Source organism: Ruegeria sp. AM4, assembly GCF_056540665.1.
This window is the reverse complement of sequence record NZ_JBQFXD010000022.1, coordinates 13078-28787: the sequence shown is the minus strand read 5'-3', so window position 1 is coordinate 28787 and position 15710 is coordinate 13078. Positions and strand designations below refer to the sequence as shown.

The following is a 15710-nucleotide window of genomic DNA, read 5'->3' as shown; positions in this document are numbered from 1 at the left end:
TCGGTCCCATCATCGCCAATCCTCCAGCCCATTGGAAGAATTGAATCAGCAGTTCATGCGGCGATCAAGGATGAGTTTTTCAACAAAATACTCTACAAAGAAGTAGATAGATTTGAAGCCGTCGTTTAGCGGAATTAGCGGCCTCTGACGCGGTGATGGACGCAGTTCAGGGCGTTAGTGATGGGGTCGCGGACGGGCTGGCCGTTCGGCTCAATGCTATTCGCTGTGCTTACCAATTTGGCGACAGCTGAATCGTGATGCGACGACACCCAGCCTGCTCTGTTATTGAATAACAACTCACACAGATCCTAAGGTTTGGGTGTTGGTTTATCTACAACTGCGGACTCAATTTAGGCTCTCAAATGGGTGGAAAGGCGCATTTATGAAGCGGGTTGTCTTGGTATTGGCTGCTTTGTTGCTGGCGGGATGTGTGTCAACTGTGACTCCGCCATCAGCACCTATCCCAAATCTCGGTCAAGCGCGTGCGCCGGTCAGTTCACAGCAGGCACAGGTGAGATTTCAGCAGGTCGCCTCTAGAATTGAACCCGTCGCAGAGCAAGAATGCCGCCGCCAAACTCGGGGAGTGAATTGTGATTTTTTGATCCGCATTGATCTCAACAAAAAAGCACCCACAAACGCGTACCAGAGTTTAAGCAAGTCGGGACGCCCTGTTATCACAATGACCCAGGCGCTGGCACGAGATGTGAACAATACCGATGAACTCGCATTTGTAATGGCACATGAAGCCGCGCACCATATTCAAGGTCATTTAGAGCGACGTGAGCAAAACGCGGCCGCTGGTGCGGTTATTTTGGCGGGTCTGGCAACAATAGCAGGGACCGCGCCGAATGACATTGCTGCGGCACAAGATCTTGGAGCCTTTGTTGGTGGGCGCAGCTATTCGAAGAACTTTGAGCTGGAAGCTGATCGGCTAGGCACGGTGATAGCTTACAAAGCGGGCTATGATCCGCTCAAAGGTGCGCTCTACTTCGCAAGAGTTCCCGATCCTGGTGATCGTTTTCTAGGGACGCATCCTCCCAACGCACAACGATATTATGCGGTGCAAGATACCATGGCCCAAATAGGTCGTTGACCAATTTGAGTCTATGTTTGGCAATTATTATTTCGGTTTTACCAAGCTTAGCTACAAAGGTCTGCTTAGGGCCGAAGGTTGTGCAATCTATCCGCGTCAGGTTCGGTGAACCTGCCGACATCTGAATAAGGAATCAGGAACATTGAGGATTTGTAACCAGAACGGAGTGAACGTCATTGGGTTTCTCAGCGGAGTGTTTGATGCGAGTTTGGCCGTAGCGCAAACAACACCATTGCCCGCTCCAACGGATCCTGTCTCTGTGACAGACAGCCCTTGCTGGCGCCAACTTCAGCAGGACGGTGATAGCGAAGGAGCATGGGCATGTGTGGAGAAGTCTTTGAGCGAGGCGGATGAAGAACTCAACCGTGTCTATGAAAAGGTAATAAGCGGCGTTGACCCAAGCTGGCCGCTTGCTGATGACTACAAAGCGGCTTTGCGGGAAGCACAGCGTGCATGGATTGCCTTTCGTGACGCGGACTGCAGCCGGATTGGTGTCGCTGCCCGGGGCGGCACGAACCTTAGGATCCAGACGTGTTACGAGTATCAAACGCGAAAACGAATTCAAGAACTCCAGTCCTACTGAATTACGCTCATTGAGTTAGGTGTTGAAAGCAATAAAGTGTTTGTTTCAGAGTCTTGCTGTATGCTAAGCGCGACTGATGCTGCGCTTCGCAACGATGTTGACTTTCTGCATTCGGGGACAATGTGTCCCCGAGTTGCATTCAGCCCGCCGGCCAATAGCCAACTAGTTTAGTCAGCCGTCATCTGTGATAAAATTGGAAGAACGAGCTAGACGAGGACATTGGACAGTTTGCAGAGCATCGTTTTGTCAGCTTGATTTTTGGGCCGGGGCTGAACAGCTTTGGTTCGAAATCCAAAGGTCATTCAGTTAATGAGAGCAGCTTCGATGCGGCGGATAAACGGGCGAGCAGGACTTGGTTTGTATCTTCTGTCAGCAAGCTCAGGGAAAATCTCTATTAACTCCTGATATACTTCAAGATCTGCATTGAGTATGTGTTCACCTGCGAAAAAGCTTTCGAGTAGGGCATCCTCGCAGTTTACGATTTCGTGTTTGTCAAACATGATGTGGACGTAGTTTACCGTATCACAAGGGTCACGGCAGACTTGGTCTCCATCACACAGATGTTTGGCGGCACAGAGCAACTCGGGTGCATGGAAATACAGTTCACAGCGCCAACCAGAAACCAGCATTCGATGCTGGGGTGATACACGCAGCTCGCGACGGTTCCCGATTGTGCCAGGCGCAAACCGGATTGGGGAATGCTTGCCCCGCCCGCAAACAGAACGTTTGCCAATCCATCTCACGGGCTGCGGTCCATGATCCAGCGTTTCAACCAGATCACCAACTTTCAGGTCTTCGATTAGGCAATCACCGCTCGGGGTACGAATTTGCGTTCCCTCAGTGAAACATGCGATTTCGACTGTCTCAATACTCAGATAGGTGAAACTCCGGCCGTTCGGTAGGTTGGCCGTCCCGCCTGTAGATCCTGGAGAAAACGGAGTGAATGTAGAGCCCGGAGGCAAAATCAACCGGTCGTTCCCATTGCCGCCATCAACGAAACTTGTGTTCAATCCGGCGTATATGACGTCTCTCCCGCCGCCGCCGTCCAGATTGCCACTGCCGTCTTCCGCAAAAAGCGTGTCGCGACCGCCGCCTCCGCTGAGATTGTTGTTACCAGAGCCACCTCGTAGGATATCTTGACCCTGACCACCAAAGATATTGTTGTCTCCTGAACCACCTTGCAGGGTGTCATTGCCACGCCCACCGCTGATACTTCCGCCAAGCGAGCCGGTGTCGACAAGTGTATCGTTGCCTCGCCCGCCGCTATATCCACCAGCGTTCAGACCAACGGACCCGCTTACATTGTCATCGTTGTTGTTACCGGTGTACTCGACAAACTGGCTGAACGATCCACCCGCAAGATCAGTATCCGAATAAGTCGTGACTGTGCCTGTGGTTGTGTTGGTGAACGTAATGGAGCTTCCAGTCATTGTGACTTGGATAGCGTTGCTCAGCCCCGATGCATCAATCGTACTATCGGGGCCAATATCCAGCGCAGCCCAAAAAGCTGGATCGTTTATATCTGCATTGGTTAGAGTGATAAAAACCGGCATGTCGTGATCCGCTTTTCAAATAGGTCAGTATGGTGCAATCACTTTTGAGGTACATCCTACCCGACCGGCCGTTCAAACCCAACCTTCGGCAAGACGACGCAAAAGAGTTGGATATGGCAAAGTCGAGCTTCCTTGTAGGTAGTTCGAAAGAACGGAGAACTCTGAGAATTGTACTTGCTCCAACCAGCTGCTTAGAAGAGCCAGGCGGCCCAGGGAGGATCGGGCCGCCATTCTCAATAAGCAGGTTAGCCGTTGTCTGGCGGCAGTATACCCGCTTCTTGCGCAATCTGAATCTCATCCTGATCCAGAGAACCATCTCCATTGGTGTCCATTACCGTAAATGTATCGGCATCAACGTTCGGCGCAACAGCTTGCACCTCTTCAATCGTCAAAACACCATCTCCGTTGGCGTCCGCAGATTGCGCTGCGGCCAGAGTGGGCAGCCCGAAGGCGACGGCCGCAACTGCGGCGACATTTTTGGGTTTCATTACATGACTCCTAAGCAAAATTTGAGTGGTGTGTCCGGACAAGCACCAAAAACACCCGGTCGCATCAGGTGTCACCCGCAATGATTGTGTAGATTGATTTTGCGCCAATCTCCGCGTGTTTGTTGAAACCACATCCGCAAACACCCGCTCGGCAATAATCCCCCAATGTGATTAGGCGGTTAGTACCCGAGCCGAAGCAGGCCTCACGGCAAGGCTCCGCTCAGTTTTCACAGACTCGAAATGCAACAATGTCGACTTCGAGTCCAGTCTGTCGACCACTCAATGCCGGTGTACTTCACGAGAAAGCGCTCACGCCCAAAAACAACCACTGTAACCGCAAGGCAGATTTGCGCCGCACGCCGGGTAACGTGCAAATGTTGAGAGCAAGGGCAGCAGGCTGCCCTTGCTCGGTCGATTCCTTAAAAGGGGAACCGATAGTGCGAAGGAGGTGGGTGTTCAACCTCCGGCGGAAGGCCGACGTCTTTCCTCAGGTGAGGCGGCAGCTCGGCTCTTCTGCGCAGAGCAGGCCGCTTTGTGTTGGATCGCTGGGCGAAGAAAGCCACTAGTCGCAATAAGAGACCACGCGACCGGCCGATTGGAATGTAAAGTGATAAGCTTGGCATTGTTCTCTCCATGAAATGATGGAAAGCCGCCACATGAGGAAAACACAAAAAAGGCCGCTCACGAGGCGGCCTTCAGATCGGAAACCTGTCAGACCGCTTTAACGGGCTACTGCGCCTGCTGCGCGAAGCATTGAGGTCTGACAATTCGGCATATCTGATCTCTCCTGTATCAGGGTTTCCAGTGCCGTCTGTTACCAGACGAGCGGTCCCAATTCAACAACCCAAACATGTATTGGTCGAAATCCGCCGGATTGCGAGCTCACCTTAGTTGGAAGTAAACCTTCGTATTGTTCTGCTTACATCACCATGCAAAGCTTCGATGTGATGTATCTACCAGCAATGTTGCCCTTAGGTTCTGGCAGAGGCCAAACTGCAAGACATGCTCGTCGGATGGGTGTTGGGACTTGCTGGTGATTTAACGTTTTTGAAACAATCAACTCGATGGATAGATCAACATACAATTTCAAGAATCCAGAACCCGACATTGAAGAATGGAGTTTTTATGCAGTCCTCGGAAGTAGGAGCCTATTGGGAGAAGAATGCGCCTGCATGGATCGCGCTCAGCCGCGCCGGATACGACGTCTATCGAGATGCATTGAACACGCCCGCCTTTCTTCAGATGCTTCCAGAAGTGGCAGGCTTGAAGGGTATCGATTTGGGCTGTGGCGAAGGTACGAATACTCGTCAAATTGCAATCCGTGGTGCGCGGATGACGGCTATCGACATCGCACCTTCGTTCATTGAGGCGGCACGTGCCGCTGAAAGGCAAGATCCGCAGGGCGTCGAGTATTTGATCGGTAACGCGGCACATCTAGAATTCCCCGACGAGTGTTTCGACTTTGCCGTGGCGTTCATGTCCTTCATGGACATGCCGGATCAGATTACCGCCCTTGGAGAAGCGCACCGGGTCCTGGTCAGGGGAGGATTTTTGCAATTTTCTATACTGCATCCTTGTTTTGTACCGCCAAAGCGCAGGACCTTGCGCAACTGCGAGGGTGAGGTCTACGCCGTCGAAGTCGCCGACTATTTCCATCGAACAAACGGGGATATTGAGACCTGGAGTTTTGGAGCGGCACCTGAGGAAGAACGGGACCGTTATGCGCCGTTCGAGGTTCCGAGATTCCACCGTACACTCAGCGATTGGGTGGGCATGATACACGAAGCCGGGTTTCAAATTGAGAGCCTACATGAACCAGTCGCCGACGAGGAAACGGCAAAGAAGTATCCAGAAGTCGCAGACACACGCGTGACGCCTCTTTTTCTGCTGTTCCGCGTCCGAAAGGTAGGCAACACCTAGTCGAGTACCATTCGATGAACGGTTGATTGAGCCAAATGCGAAGATTGGTTCGGGACCGCCTCAAAAGACCCAAACTGTGCCGCGAACAGATGGCCACATTCGTATCGCTTTTTAAACCCAATCCAGACAGGACAACCAGTCTTTGGCTGCCTTGACCGATATGCGTACGTTGCCTGCAATATCATTTGCGCTCTTACCCGAAATCTCACGAATTGCTGCGTTGCTCACCTCGATAGTTTCCGCATGTGTCAGGATGTCCAGCGCGGCGTCAGTTGGTTCGTACCGTCCATCGGCACTGCGCAAGAACAATGTGGCTTCTAACGATTGCTCAAGCATCTTGATCCTACGGGCCACTGTAGTTTCGCTGACGCCGAGCACCCGGCCTGCTTGTGTGAGTTTTCCCTCGCGGTGAAGCGCCAAACCGATCATGTTCATCGTCGCCAGGGTCGCCAATGAGACAATCCACCTTCTAAGGGCTTCGCTGACACTCGCTGTAAGGGACCGAGGAGGTTTCCGTTCACCACTGTCAACTGCGGGGACTTGGAAGTACCCTTTCTTTGAAAACTCCAAGTTCAACCACTCAGCAGGAAACGCTAATGGGCGGGCACGATTGGATCAGAGACTGTTAAGTCGATGCTTCTCTAGTATCCCACAAAGCATTGCCTTGGCCTGAAGCCTGTGTTCGCGATGGCGTTCACGAGCAACATCCGGTTGACCATCACTAATCGCCTTGAAAACGGCCCGGTGATCCTCATTGGATTTGACGGGCAAGGGCCTGATGAACAACGTCGTTGCGCGCGCGCGACGCACCTGATCGCTCATCATGGCGACAATCGCTTCGACCCGTTTGTTGCCGCCCAACCGAACGAGCTCCTGATGAAACAACTCGTCGGCCTCGGCCCAGGCTTCAAGGTCTTCGGCTTCGATGGCTTGGTCCATCTTTGCAATTGATCCAGCAAGGACCGCCAGTTCATCTTCTGAATAACCCGCTTCGGCAGCACGCTGTGCTGCGAGGCTCTCGAGTTCCGTCAGTATGTCGTAAATCTCGCGCATATCGTCTGATGAAACAGGCAGTATCCGTACACCTTTGCGGGGCCGCATTTCCAGCAACCCCTTACTTTCCAACATCAGCGCAGCTTCCCGTATCGGGGTGCGGGACATGCCAAGGGTCTCGGCGAGTTCCGATTCCAGATGGTCAGTTCCGGCTGCAAGTTCGCCGGACAGGATCATCTTTCGCAAATCCCTAACTGCGCGTTGCGTATTGGAAAGAGTTTTTGCGTCCTGATCCTTCACGGCTTCTCCAGGTTGATCTTTCGTCCCTCCGCAGCCGAGAGATAGATGTTCTCTTCGATGCGGATCACATCCAAATAATCTCGGGCCGTGTTTTCCAACGGCGTGCCTCTTAGAAGGCCTGAAACGACGTGACTTTGCAAGGCGTGGACGCAGTCTCCTCCAAATCCATCGTGATCGCTTGGAGGTAGAATCTGCTGCCGCTCCTGTTTTCCAAAAGCACGGAGTTCAACTGAACCGTCGCCGTTAAGAACCAGTGATCCTTCCGTTCCTTCGATGAGCGCTTCGCCCATGGTTTGGCGCAGGTTTTCGGCACTGTGGTCAAGGCATCTGTTGCCATCGAACAGAGCTTTCAAACCGTTGGGGTGGTCAAACAGGATGTAACCTGCATCCTCGCCCGAGATAACAGGGTTAACTTGGCGCAAGTCCGCATAAACTGCACTGGGCGCATCGAACAAAAATCGGAATGTGTCTACCCAGTGAACCGCTGTTTCATGCACCAGAAAACGTGGCATGTCCTGAAAGTACGGCTGCCGGTCAAGGTAGGCGTGCGGTCCCTGTCCGTCGCCAGGCCGAAGCCGGAAAGTCGCTTGTAGAGGTGTTCCAATTCGACCCTCGGTTATCGCTACCTTGATCGCACGATACCAGGGCTGGAAGCGAAAATTCTCATGCACGACAATGGTTGCGCCCACTGCTTCAGCCTCGGAGACGATCTTCTTAGCTTCTTCTAATGACATGCAGAAAGGTTTTTGGCAGATCAGCCACTTTATTCCAGAGCGCAGTGCCGTTCGGATGGCATCGGCCTGCGCCACAGGTGGAAGGATGATGTCCAAGAGATCTGGTTTTTCCACTTCCAGCATTTTTGACAGATCATCGTAAGCGGCCAGTCCTGTTTCCTCCGCCTTGTTGATATCACGGTTGCAGGATGCAATCGGAACCGCTCTGGGCATTCGGGACCAACTTTCGTAGTGGAACCTACTGAAATATCCCGCACCCACGCACGCGACCCTGATGGCTTGTTGAGTATTCATGCCCGCAATGCTTCCAATACCGATGAGGCTGCGTCCTGCGTTCCGGCGGTGCCACCTAGGTCACGCGTTAGGTTCTGCCCGTTCGCGGTCACCTTTTCCACGGCTTCACGCAATCGTTCGCCGTCGTTGGACAGGCCTGGGTGATCATGGGTCAAACCCAACCATTCAAGCATCATTGCTGCGGACAGGATCATCGCAAAGGGGTTGGCAATACCCTGTCCTGCAATGTCTGGAGCGGAACCATGGCAGGGTTGGAATACAGCGTGATTCAACCCGATATCCGCTGACGGAGCCAGCCCAAGACCGCCCATAAGACCTGCACCAAGGTCGGAGAGGATGTCTCCGAACATGTTCTCGGTCACCAAGACATCAAACTCCCAAGGTTTTTGGACCATCCACAGTGCGGTGGCATCAACATAAGCATGGTCTGCCTGCAAATCGGGATGGTGGGCGGCTTCTGCATCAAACATCGATCTGAAGAATGCAAAGGCACGGAATACATTGGCTTTGTCGACACATGTAACCCGTCCCCGACCACGCCTAGAATCCTTTCGGTTCTGGGCGAGTTCAAACGCGAAACGGAACAGTTTTTCGGACACCTCACGAGTGATCAGCAGGGTCTCACGCGCATCGTGTTCGGTAACTTCACCAGCGCCTTGGGTGAAGAACAGCCCTTCTGTACTTTCGCGTATCAAGACAAAGTCGATCTCTTCTCCGGGAGGCAGCGCTAAAGGGGTCATTTGTCCACTGCTTACCTTTACTGGCCGCACCCCAGCGAAAAGTTCCAGCTGCTTTCGCAGATCAATCTGCGGTGAAATCTCAGTTCCGTCCGGGTATCGAACATCCGGCAAGCCCATTGCAGACAGCAGAATCGCGTCAGCGTTGCGAGCCGTTTCGAGTGATCCAGCCGGAAAGGATTCTCCAGTTTTGGCGTAGTGGCCAGCTCCTGCCGGTGCGTCTCTAAACACCAGTTCGTAGGTAGGACTTCCGCGCGAGAGTTGACCCAGGATTTCAAGCGTAGGGGCCATAATTTCAGGGCCGATTCCGTCCCCGTGGAACACTGCCACATCATATTTCTTTTTCATCTTAGCCCGCTTCCTTCCCGTTTCGCATTCATAGCGCGATAGCAGCTTTCACTACAGTCCGTTGACAACGCATTCTTTAATGTATACGCAAATAAATGCAATAATAAACGCAAAGATGTTTGGGAGGACTTGGAAATGAAACTAAAGCTAGGGCGGTTGGCGACCGCAGCCGTGATGGCGTCTGGGATTGCAGGGGCAGCTGTTGCGCAGGATTATCCCTATCGCGATATCACTACAGCTGTGGTCTGGGGGGCCGGAGGTGGCACGGATACGATCAACCGAATGATCATGGCTGAGATGGAAAAACACCTTCCCGTCTCGATCAATGTGATCAATCAAACAGGTGGTGTCGCGGGCTCCAACGGGATGGTCTATGTCATGAACCAACCAGACGATGGTTATACATTGGTTGGTCTGTCAGAGTCGAACGTCACCGCTGCTGTGCAAGGTGGTTGGGATAAGAAATTTGATTTTTGGTATCCGTTCATTGTTGGCGGATCACCTGATCTGATCTCGGTTCCGGCGGAGAGTCCTTACAATACTCTGGAAGAACTGGTCGACGCTGCGAAAGCTGCTCCTGGCACTATTCCAGCGGCGGCTTCCGGCGCAGGTTCGATCCACCACTTGAACCTTCTGGCCATCGAAAAAGGGTCCGGTGCAGAGTTCAAGTTTGTTCCATACAAAGGCTCAGCGCCAGGGCAGGAAGCAGCGATAGCGGGTGAAGTTTCGTTGGTTGTGACTTCTCTAGCTGAACAGGCCCCGTTGATCGAAGGCGGTCAACTTAAACCGCTTGCGATGTTGACGCCCGAAGATGCGCAGATTGCAGGGGCAACAGTGCCTTCTGCCTTTGGCATATATGACGGTCTCGATCAGTATTTGCCGCTCAAGCAGGCCATCGGGTTTGCAGTTCACAGTTCAGCCGGGGACGACGTAAAGGCCGCGCTTGGTGATGCCTTCGAGCAAGCGATTGCCTCCGACACCGTCGCTGAATGGGCCTCTGCAAACAATTATGATGTCGGTGGTCAACACGGCGAAGAAGCTCAAGAGCTGTTTGCGAACCTCGAAGCTACCTTTGCCTATACCTTGCAAGATCTGGGCGCAGCGACCGTCGATCCGGCGTCGCTGGGTATCGAGAAGCCATAATCCGATCACTTTTGAAAGGGCGCGTCTGATCGCGCCCTTTCCGACAAGAGGCAGGCAATGGACGAATCTGACGATACACTGATCATGCGGGCGCGCGATTTCTGGGCATCGATTGGTCTGATAGCAATTTCCACCTTTTTCCTTTGGAAGACGTCGGACATCCCGCTTTGGGGCGAAAACCGCGCAGGTGTAAGTGGATCTGATTGGTACAACTCGGCTGCAATTGTACCGCTGTCCATCTTCGGTGGATTGCTTGGCTTGTCCTTCGTCTTGCTGGCTATTTCGATCCGTTCAGGTGGAGCCCAAAACGCGCTCAGTGCTTTGGGGATCGGATGGGATAAGTCGGAAGCCTATCGAGCATCAACAATCGGCCTGATGCTTCTTGCATATGTCGTCGGACTGGTCCCCAGAGTGGACTTCATTCTGTGTTCTGGGTTGCTGATTACAGCTTTGACTTACGGCTACTACGGAGGTCATGCGCGACGTGCTTTGGTGGCCTGTGTCGCAGTTGTCGTCGCCGGTTTGTTTGCGTTCGCCGCGTTTCCTGCTCAGGCGGATTGGAATGCGCACGGTGATGATTGGTTCACACTGGCCTTGTGGGTCGCGTTAACACTAGTGGTGTTGACCAAAGCGGCTTCCGAATGCGTTTTGCGGTTCGTTCCATTGGTGGCAATACTTGCCCCGCTCATCCTTGTTTGTGCGATGGCCTTTGTTTTCCGGCAGAACGTGCCCGCGCGCGGCGGGCTGATCTTCAAGCAAATCGAATACCACTACTACGTGACGCTTCGTCCGCTATGGAAAGACTGACCGGATGGACTTTATTCTTTCGCAACTGGCTGGATTTGGGACTGCATTCGTGGGCCTGGCAGTGGACCCGCTGACCTATCTGTATTTGATTGCATCCGTGTTCCTGGGCATCACATTCGGCGCATTGCCCGGCCTTACGGCAACCCTGGCCGTGACGATCCTGACGGGTTTCTTCGGCAACAAAATCCCGCTCGACTATTCGCTCATCGCTTTGCTCGGGGCCTATGTCGGCGCGATTTACGGCGGCTCTTACCCGTCTATTTTGCTGAACATTCCGGGCACGGCAGCCAGCGCAGCGACGGCCATGGATGGCTACCCTCTGGCCAAAGCGGGTCGAGGGGGCGAAGCACTAGGGCTGACCACGACGGCCAGTTTCATTGGCACAGTTATCGGAACCATCACGCTTTTGATTTTTGTCTGGGCGCTGCTTTTGGTTTCAAAGAACATCGCAAGCCCGGAGAAAGCATTGCTGGCCCTGTTCGGCATTCTGCTTTCTGGTACTTTGATGAGCGAAGACCTGGTGATTAAGGGATGGATCGCCGGTTTGATCGGGCTTGCGATGTCCATGGTGGGCCTCGACCCTCTGTTGTCTGAGCCGCGCTATACTTTCGGCTGGTCTTACCTGATGAGCGGGTTTCAGGTCGTTCCAGTTTTAATGGGGGCCTTTGCGATCCCGCAAATCATTGATGGTTTGAGGCACGTTGAGACCGGGAAAGTTCTGGCTCTGAAAGGCCGTATTCTTCCAAACCTTCGCTCTATTCGACATTGCTTGCCGACCATTGGCCGGTCAGGTGTGATTGGGACCGGGGTAGGAGCGCTTCCCGGCGTTGGGGAAGATGTCGCCGGTTGGGTAAGCTACGGAGTCGGCAAGACCGTATCTGCCGAGGGTGATAAGTTTGGAAAAGGCTCTTTAGAAGGTCTGTTGTGCTCTGAAACTGCAAACAACGCCTGTATTGGGGGCGCCCTGATCCCGCTTTTGGTGCTGGGCATTCCCGGTTCACCACCCGCCGCGGCTTTGATGGGGGCCTTCAAGATCAACAACGTGATCCCGGGACCCACGATAGACCCCGAGATCATTCTGCGCGTGGTTGCAATCCTAGTGCTGGCATCCCTGACAATGTTCCTGATGGGGCTTTTCACGGCTCGGGTTTTTATCAAGATACTCGCGATCCCGCAGACCATCTTCTTGCCAGTCGTGATGGTTCTGACAACAATCGGGTCTTTCAGCGTCGGTGGTGGCATCAATGATCTCTACCTGATGCTTGGAGTCGGCGCCGTTGCCTACTTCATGAACCTGATGAAGTACCCAATCGCGCCGTTGGTTATCGGGGTTATTCTGGGCAGCCTGTTTGATGAAACCTTCCGCCGGTCGCTGTTCTTGTCGGATGGGGATCTTTCGGTCTTCTTTTCACGACCCGGTGCAGCCATTCTGCTGCTGCTCAACATTGGTCTGATCCTCAGCCAACTGCCCGTTGCAAAGCGCGCTTTCTCACGTCTGAAAGGACTTTCTGTCTGATGTTTGCAGTCACTGTCACCTTCACTCTCAAGCCAGGAACGCGGGACACCTTTTTGCCGCTGATGGTCGAAAACGCTTCAACCTCTTTGCGGGATGAGCCCGGTTGCCGGCAGTTTGACGTTTGTCTCGGCGACGAACCCAAGACAGTTTTTCTCTATGAGGTTTATGATGACAGCGCGGCGTTCTCTGCCCACCTAGAAAGCGCACATTTTCAGTCCTTCGATACGGCAGTGGCTGATATGATCGCCACCAAGGTAGTTCACCATTATTCCGAGGTCATCCGATGAACGATTGGGAGATCCATGCCGTGAAATACGCGGATCGCAACGCCCGGACGCGAGCTGACAGTTTCATCATCGATGATAATCACGACGCGCCTCATGCGATGGATTATTTCGTTTGGGTACTCAAACGCGGCAACAAAGTCATTCTGGTCGATACTGGTTACGACTCCGATGAGGCAGCCGCTCGTGGTCGTCCCATCGCGATGGACCCTCGCGAGGCTCTAAGCCCTTTAGACATTATGCCAGAAGCTGTGACTGAGGTCATCGTGACCCACCTTCATTATGACCATGCAGGGGGGCTGCATATGTTCCCTAACGCGAAATTGCACATGCAGTCGGCGGAAATGGCCTTCGCCACAGGTCCATGCATGTGCCAGGATCACCTGCGTGCGCCTTTCACGGCTGGCCATGTCTGCGAGGTCGTAAAGCGTCTCTATTCAGGCAAGGTGGTGTTCCACAATGGAGAAGCCGAGATTGCAGATGGGGTAACGGTGCACTGCATCGGAGGGCATTCGCGCGGGTTGCAATGCGTTCGCGTAAGAACGGCAGCCGGGTGGATGGTACTCGCCTCTGATGCCTCGCACTATTACGAGAATTTCATGGCGCGCAAAGCCTTTCCCATCGTCGTCGACCTGCAAGACATGATGGCTGGTTTCGAGACACTTGAGAGGTTGGCTTCGCATCCTAGCCTTATCGTGCCCGGCCATGATCCACTTGTGCGTGAGGTATTTCCCGTGGGCGTGGCACCGCATATCCATAGGCTGGATCCAGGGCCGACCCGGGACATTGAACTATGCTAATCGGTGTCATAGCGGACGATTTTACCGGTGCGAGCGATATTGCGAACACCTTGGCGAAGGGCGTTGAACCGGAAGGTGGATTAAGAACCGCGCAGTTCCCAGGTATTCCGACGACCCCGGCCAACGAAGAGATCGAAGCGGGTGTGATCTCGCTCAAAAGCCGCACCGCACCTGTCAAAGAAGCTGTTGCAGAAAGCCTGCGGGCCCTGCGGTGGCTTAAAGATCAAGGATGCCAGCAGTTCATCTTCAAGTACTGCTCGACCTTTGACTCCACGATGGAGGGAAATATCGGTTCCGTTGCGGAAGCGCTGGCCAACGGACTGGGTGCGCAAAAGGTGATTTTCTGCCCGGCCTTTCCAACCACGGGTCGCACCGTCTATCACGGCCATCTTTTTGTGCTCGGCAAGCCGTTGAACGAGTCCGGGATGGAAAACCACCCACTTACCCCGATGATGGATGCGAACATCAGGCGGTGGTTGCAGCATCAGACCGAAGAAGAAGTTGGGTTGGTGCCAGTTGACACCGTGAAGCAAGGACCGGAGGCGATTTTTGCTGCTTTGCAGAACGCCGACGAACGCTTTGTTATCGGCGATGCGATTTCGGACGAGGATTTGCTGGCTTGGGGTGAGGCTCTAAAGGATGCCAAGCTCGTTACTGGCGGGTCGGGTATAGCGCTAGGTCTACCCAGAAACTTCGTCAGAAGAGCTTCGTCCAAAAGCGGTGGCAGTGTGTTCACAGGTATCGCTGGGCCCGCCGCCATACTTGCAGGATCATGTTCAGGTGCGACACGCGGGCAGATCGATGTTCATGCGAAATCCCATCCGACGTTCGCCATTAACGTTCCGGGTGTCATGTCCGGGCATGTGACCACGCAGACGCTTCTGGATTTCTTTGAAACGCATCCGGGTCAGGCACCGCTCGCATATTCATCGGGAAGCCCGGATGATGTGCGGGCGATCCAAAACAAATTTGGTCAGGAGGCTGTGGCGGAAAAACTGGACAATCTCTTTGCAGATACAGCACGAGAACTTGTCGATGCTGGGTACAAGCGCCTTGCGGTGGCAGGAGGAGAGACGTCGGGAGCTGTTGCCAAGGTCATCTCTGAGGCACTGGGGTCTCCGGCCATGTCAATTGGGCCAGAGATCGACCCGGGCGTGCCAGTCCTGAGCGTTGGAAAAACTGAACCCATTGCGTTGGCCCTAAAATCTGGAAACTTTGGCGCTCCGGACTTTTTTGCGAAAGCCCTCAGAATGATGGAGGCCGGCAAATGAGATCTGAAGAATTAGCTTTACGGCAGCAGATGTCGGAGCTGTGTGCTTCGCTGTTTGCGCGTGGCTTTTCCGTCGGCACAGCGGGCAATGTCTCGGCACGTCTTGATGATGGAATCCTCATGACGCCAACCAATTCCACCTTGGGTGATATCGACCCCGAGCGTATCGCCAAGATTGATTTGGATGGCATCCACGTCTCCGGCGACAAGCCCACCAAGGAGGTCTTTCTGCACCAAGCCTTCTATGAGACGAGGCCAGACGCGGGTGCGGTGGTGCATCTACATTCGACCTGGGCCACTGCTCTGTCGTGTTTGGAAGACACCGATCCCAATGACTGTATTCCGCCGCTTACACCATACGTGGTCATGCGCGTCGGCACGGTCAAACTGGTTCCATACGTCAAGCCGGGTGACCCGAAATCTGGTGATTTGATCCGCGAATTGGGCGGCAAAAACAGTGCAGTTCTATTGGCTAACCACGGCCCTGTTGTGTCGGGAAAGGACCTCTTTTCAGCTATCTGTGCAGCAGAAGAGCTGGAAGAAACGGCTAAGCTGTTAGTGGCAGTGAGTGGTATGCGAACCCGAATGTTGAATGCAGAACAAGTCGCAGACCTCAAGGGAACTTTCGGAAGGATTTAATCCGGCACCGAAAAGGAGAGTGTGCAAACTTTTGGGCATATCGTGCAAAGTTATGCGCAAATATCGCGCAGAGTTATGGGCAAACTTCAAGGATTTTTTGTGGATAAATTTAATGTAAGAAATTCGCCGTAGAATCTGCACTTTGGTAAACTTCTGAATAAGCCTTTATCCAATTTGTGACCCCAGTTCTGTCCTGGGGTCACAGTTG

General features: G+C 53.5%; 16 protein-coding genes. 10 read left to right on the top strand and 6 right to left on the bottom strand.

All coding sequences use genetic code 11. The annotated features are described in order from the left end of the window. Nucleotides 1–382 precede the first annotated feature (382 nt). Both ACR0JA_RS23075 and ACR0JA_RS23070 read left to right on the top strand, forming a co-directional pair. Complete coding sequence (locus ACR0JA_RS23075) at nucleotides 383–1093, top strand: M48 family metalloprotease (protein WP_480580126.1); 711 nt, start codon at nucleotides 383–385, stop codon at nucleotides 1091–1093. Between the two features lie 166 nt (nucleotides 1094–1259). Beyond that, nucleotides 1260–1676, top strand: a complete 417-nt coding sequence (locus tag ACR0JA_RS23070) for a lysozyme inhibitor LprI family protein (RefSeq protein WP_480580124.1) — start codon at nucleotides 1260–1262, stop codon at nucleotides 1674–1676. Between the two features lie 302 nt (nucleotides 1677–1978). Here ACR0JA_RS23070 and ACR0JA_RS23065 read toward each other — a convergent pair whose 3' ends face one another. Both ACR0JA_RS23065 and ACR0JA_RS23060 read right to left on the bottom strand, forming a co-directional pair. Next, entirely contained in the window at nucleotides 1979–3229 is a 1251-nt protein-coding gene (locus tag ACR0JA_RS23065; protein WP_480580121.1) for a Hint domain-containing protein, read from the bottom strand. A 245-nt stretch (nucleotides 3230–3474) separates the two neighbouring features. After that, on the bottom strand, nucleotides 3475–3717 hold the full coding sequence (locus ACR0JA_RS23060) for an EF-hand domain-containing protein (protein WP_480580118.1): 243 nt from the start codon (nucleotides 3715–3717) through the stop codon (nucleotides 3475–3477). Nucleotides 3718–4719: 1002 nt separating this feature from the next. Here ACR0JA_RS23060 and ACR0JA_RS23055 point away from each other — a divergent pair. Then, nucleotides 4720–5637 carry a class I SAM-dependent methyltransferase gene (locus tag ACR0JA_RS23055; protein ID WP_480580115.1) on the top strand — a complete coding sequence of 306 codons (918 nt, stop codon included), beginning with the start codon at nucleotides 4720–4722 and terminating at the stop codon, nucleotides 5635–5637. Nucleotides 5638–5748: 111 nt separating this feature from the next. On the opposite strand, the gene ACR0JA_RS23050 is transcribed toward ACR0JA_RS23055, so the two are convergent. The 4 genes from ACR0JA_RS23050 to ACR0JA_RS23035 all read right to left on the bottom strand — a co-directional run bounded on the left by ACR0JA_RS23050 (nucleotide 5749) and on the right by ACR0JA_RS23035 (nucleotide 9043). Then, nucleotides 5749–6090, bottom strand: coding sequence for a LysR family transcriptional regulator (locus ACR0JA_RS23050; RefSeq protein WP_480580112.1), 342 nt, complete (start codon nucleotides 6088–6090; stop codon nucleotides 5749–5751). Between the two features lie 162 nt (nucleotides 6091–6252). After that, the gene (locus ACR0JA_RS23045; protein ID WP_480580109.1) at nucleotides 6253–6930 is read right to left on the bottom strand and encodes a GntR family transcriptional regulator; all 678 of its coding nucleotides are present in this window, start codon (nucleotides 6928–6930) and stop codon (nucleotides 6253–6255) included. Then, complete coding sequence (locus ACR0JA_RS23040) at nucleotides 6927–7958, bottom strand: Gfo/Idh/MocA family protein (RefSeq protein ID WP_480580107.1); 1032 nt, start codon at nucleotides 7956–7958, stop codon at nucleotides 6927–6929. The genes ACR0JA_RS23045 and ACR0JA_RS23040 overlap by 4 nt, the downstream gene beginning before the upstream one ends. Further along, nucleotides 7955–9043, bottom strand: a complete 1089-nt coding sequence (locus tag ACR0JA_RS23035; protein ID WP_480580104.1) for an isocitrate/isopropylmalate dehydrogenase family protein — start codon at nucleotides 9041–9043, stop codon at nucleotides 7955–7957. The genes ACR0JA_RS23040 and ACR0JA_RS23035 overlap by 4 nt, the downstream gene beginning before the upstream one ends. Before the next feature lie 135 nt (nucleotides 9044–9178). On the opposite strand from ACR0JA_RS23035, the gene ACR0JA_RS23030 reads away from it, so the two are divergent. The 7 genes from ACR0JA_RS23030 to otnC are packed head-to-tail and all read left to right on the top strand — an operon-like array spanning nucleotide 9179 to nucleotide 15502. Then, nucleotides 9179–10186, top strand: a complete 1008-nt coding sequence (locus ACR0JA_RS23030; RefSeq protein WP_480580101.1) for a Bug family tripartite tricarboxylate transporter substrate binding protein — start codon at nucleotides 9179–9181, stop codon at nucleotides 10184–10186. A gap of 57 nt (nucleotides 10187–10243) precedes the next feature. Further along, entirely contained in the window at nucleotides 10244–10993 is a 750-nt protein-coding gene (locus ACR0JA_RS23025; protein WP_480580098.1) for a hypothetical protein, read from the top strand. A gap of 4 nt (nucleotides 10994–10997) precedes the next feature. Further along, nucleotides 10998–12509 (top strand): tripartite tricarboxylate transporter permease, encoded by a 1512-nt coding sequence (locus ACR0JA_RS23020; RefSeq protein WP_480580095.1) that lies wholly within the window; start codon nucleotides 10998–11000, stop codon nucleotides 12507–12509. Then, nucleotides 12509–12796, top strand: a complete 288-nt coding sequence (locus ACR0JA_RS23015; protein WP_480580092.1) for a putative quinol monooxygenase — start codon at nucleotides 12509–12511, stop codon at nucleotides 12794–12796. The genes ACR0JA_RS23020 and ACR0JA_RS23015 overlap by 1 nt, the downstream gene beginning before the upstream one ends. Further along, complete coding sequence (locus ACR0JA_RS23010; protein ID WP_480580089.1) at nucleotides 12793–13593, top strand: N-acyl homoserine lactonase family protein; 801 nt, start codon at nucleotides 12793–12795, stop codon at nucleotides 13591–13593. Before ACR0JA_RS23015 ends, ACR0JA_RS23010 begins: the two co-directional genes overlap by 4 nt. Next, nucleotides 13587–14864: a 3-oxo-tetronate kinase gene (otnK, locus tag ACR0JA_RS23005; protein WP_480580086.1), complete on the top strand. Its 1278-nt coding sequence runs from the start codon at nucleotides 13587–13589 to the stop codon at nucleotides 14862–14864. The genes ACR0JA_RS23010 and otnK overlap by 7 nt, the downstream gene beginning before the upstream one ends. Beyond that, nucleotides 14861–15502, top strand: a complete 642-nt coding sequence (otnC, locus tag ACR0JA_RS23000) for a 3-oxo-tetronate 4-phosphate decarboxylase (RefSeq protein WP_480580083.1) — start codon at nucleotides 14861–14863, stop codon at nucleotides 15500–15502. The genes otnK and otnC overlap by 4 nt, the downstream gene beginning before the upstream one ends. Nucleotides 15503–15710 lie beyond the last annotated feature (208 nt).

Bases quoted from the DNA above. Each gene is read 5' to 3' on its own strand.
- ACR0JA_RS23075 (WP_480580126.1), top strand. From the start codon at position 383: ATGAAGCGGGTTGTCTTGGTATTGGCTGCTTTGTTGCTGGCGGGATGT.
- ACR0JA_RS23065 (WP_480580121.1), bottom strand. From the start codon at position 3,229: ATGCCGGTTTTTATCACTCTAACCAATGCAGATATAAACGATCCAGCT.
- ACR0JA_RS23060 (WP_480580118.1), bottom strand. From the start codon at position 3,717: ATGAAACCCAAAAATGTCGCCGCAGTTGCGGCCGTCGCCTTCGGGCTG.
- ACR0JA_RS23055 (WP_480580115.1), top strand. From the start codon at position 4,720: ATGCTCGTCGGATGGGTGTTGGGACTTGCTGGTGATTTAACGTTTTTG.
- ACR0JA_RS23040 (WP_480580107.1), bottom strand. From the start codon at position 7,958: ATGAATACTCAACAAGCCATCAGGGTCGCGTGCGTGGGTGCGGGATAT.
- ACR0JA_RS23035 (WP_480580104.1), bottom strand. From the start codon at position 9,043: ATGAAAAAGAAATATGATGTGGCAGTGTTCCACGGGGACGGAATCGGC.
- ACR0JA_RS23030 (WP_480580101.1), top strand. From the start codon at position 9,179: ATGAAACTAAAGCTAGGGCGGTTGGCGACCGCAGCCGTGATGGCGTCT.
- ACR0JA_RS23025 (WP_480580098.1), top strand. From the start codon at position 10,244: ATGGACGAATCTGACGATACACTGATCATGCGGGCGCGCGATTTCTGG.
- ACR0JA_RS23020 (WP_480580095.1), top strand. From the start codon at position 10,998: ATGGACTTTATTCTTTCGCAACTGGCTGGATTTGGGACTGCATTCGTG.
- ACR0JA_RS23015 (WP_480580092.1), top strand. From the start codon at position 12,509: ATGTTTGCAGTCACTGTCACCTTCACTCTCAAGCCAGGAACGCGGGAC.
- ACR0JA_RS23010 (WP_480580089.1), top strand. From the start codon at position 12,793: ATGAACGATTGGGAGATCCATGCCGTGAAATACGCGGATCGCAACGCC.
- otnK (WP_480580086.1), top strand. From the start codon at position 13,587: ATGCTAATCGGTGTCATAGCGGACGATTTTACCGGTGCGAGCGATATT.
- otnC (WP_480580083.1), top strand. From the start codon at position 14,861: ATGAGATCTGAAGAATTAGCTTTACGGCAGCAGATGTCGGAGCTGTGT.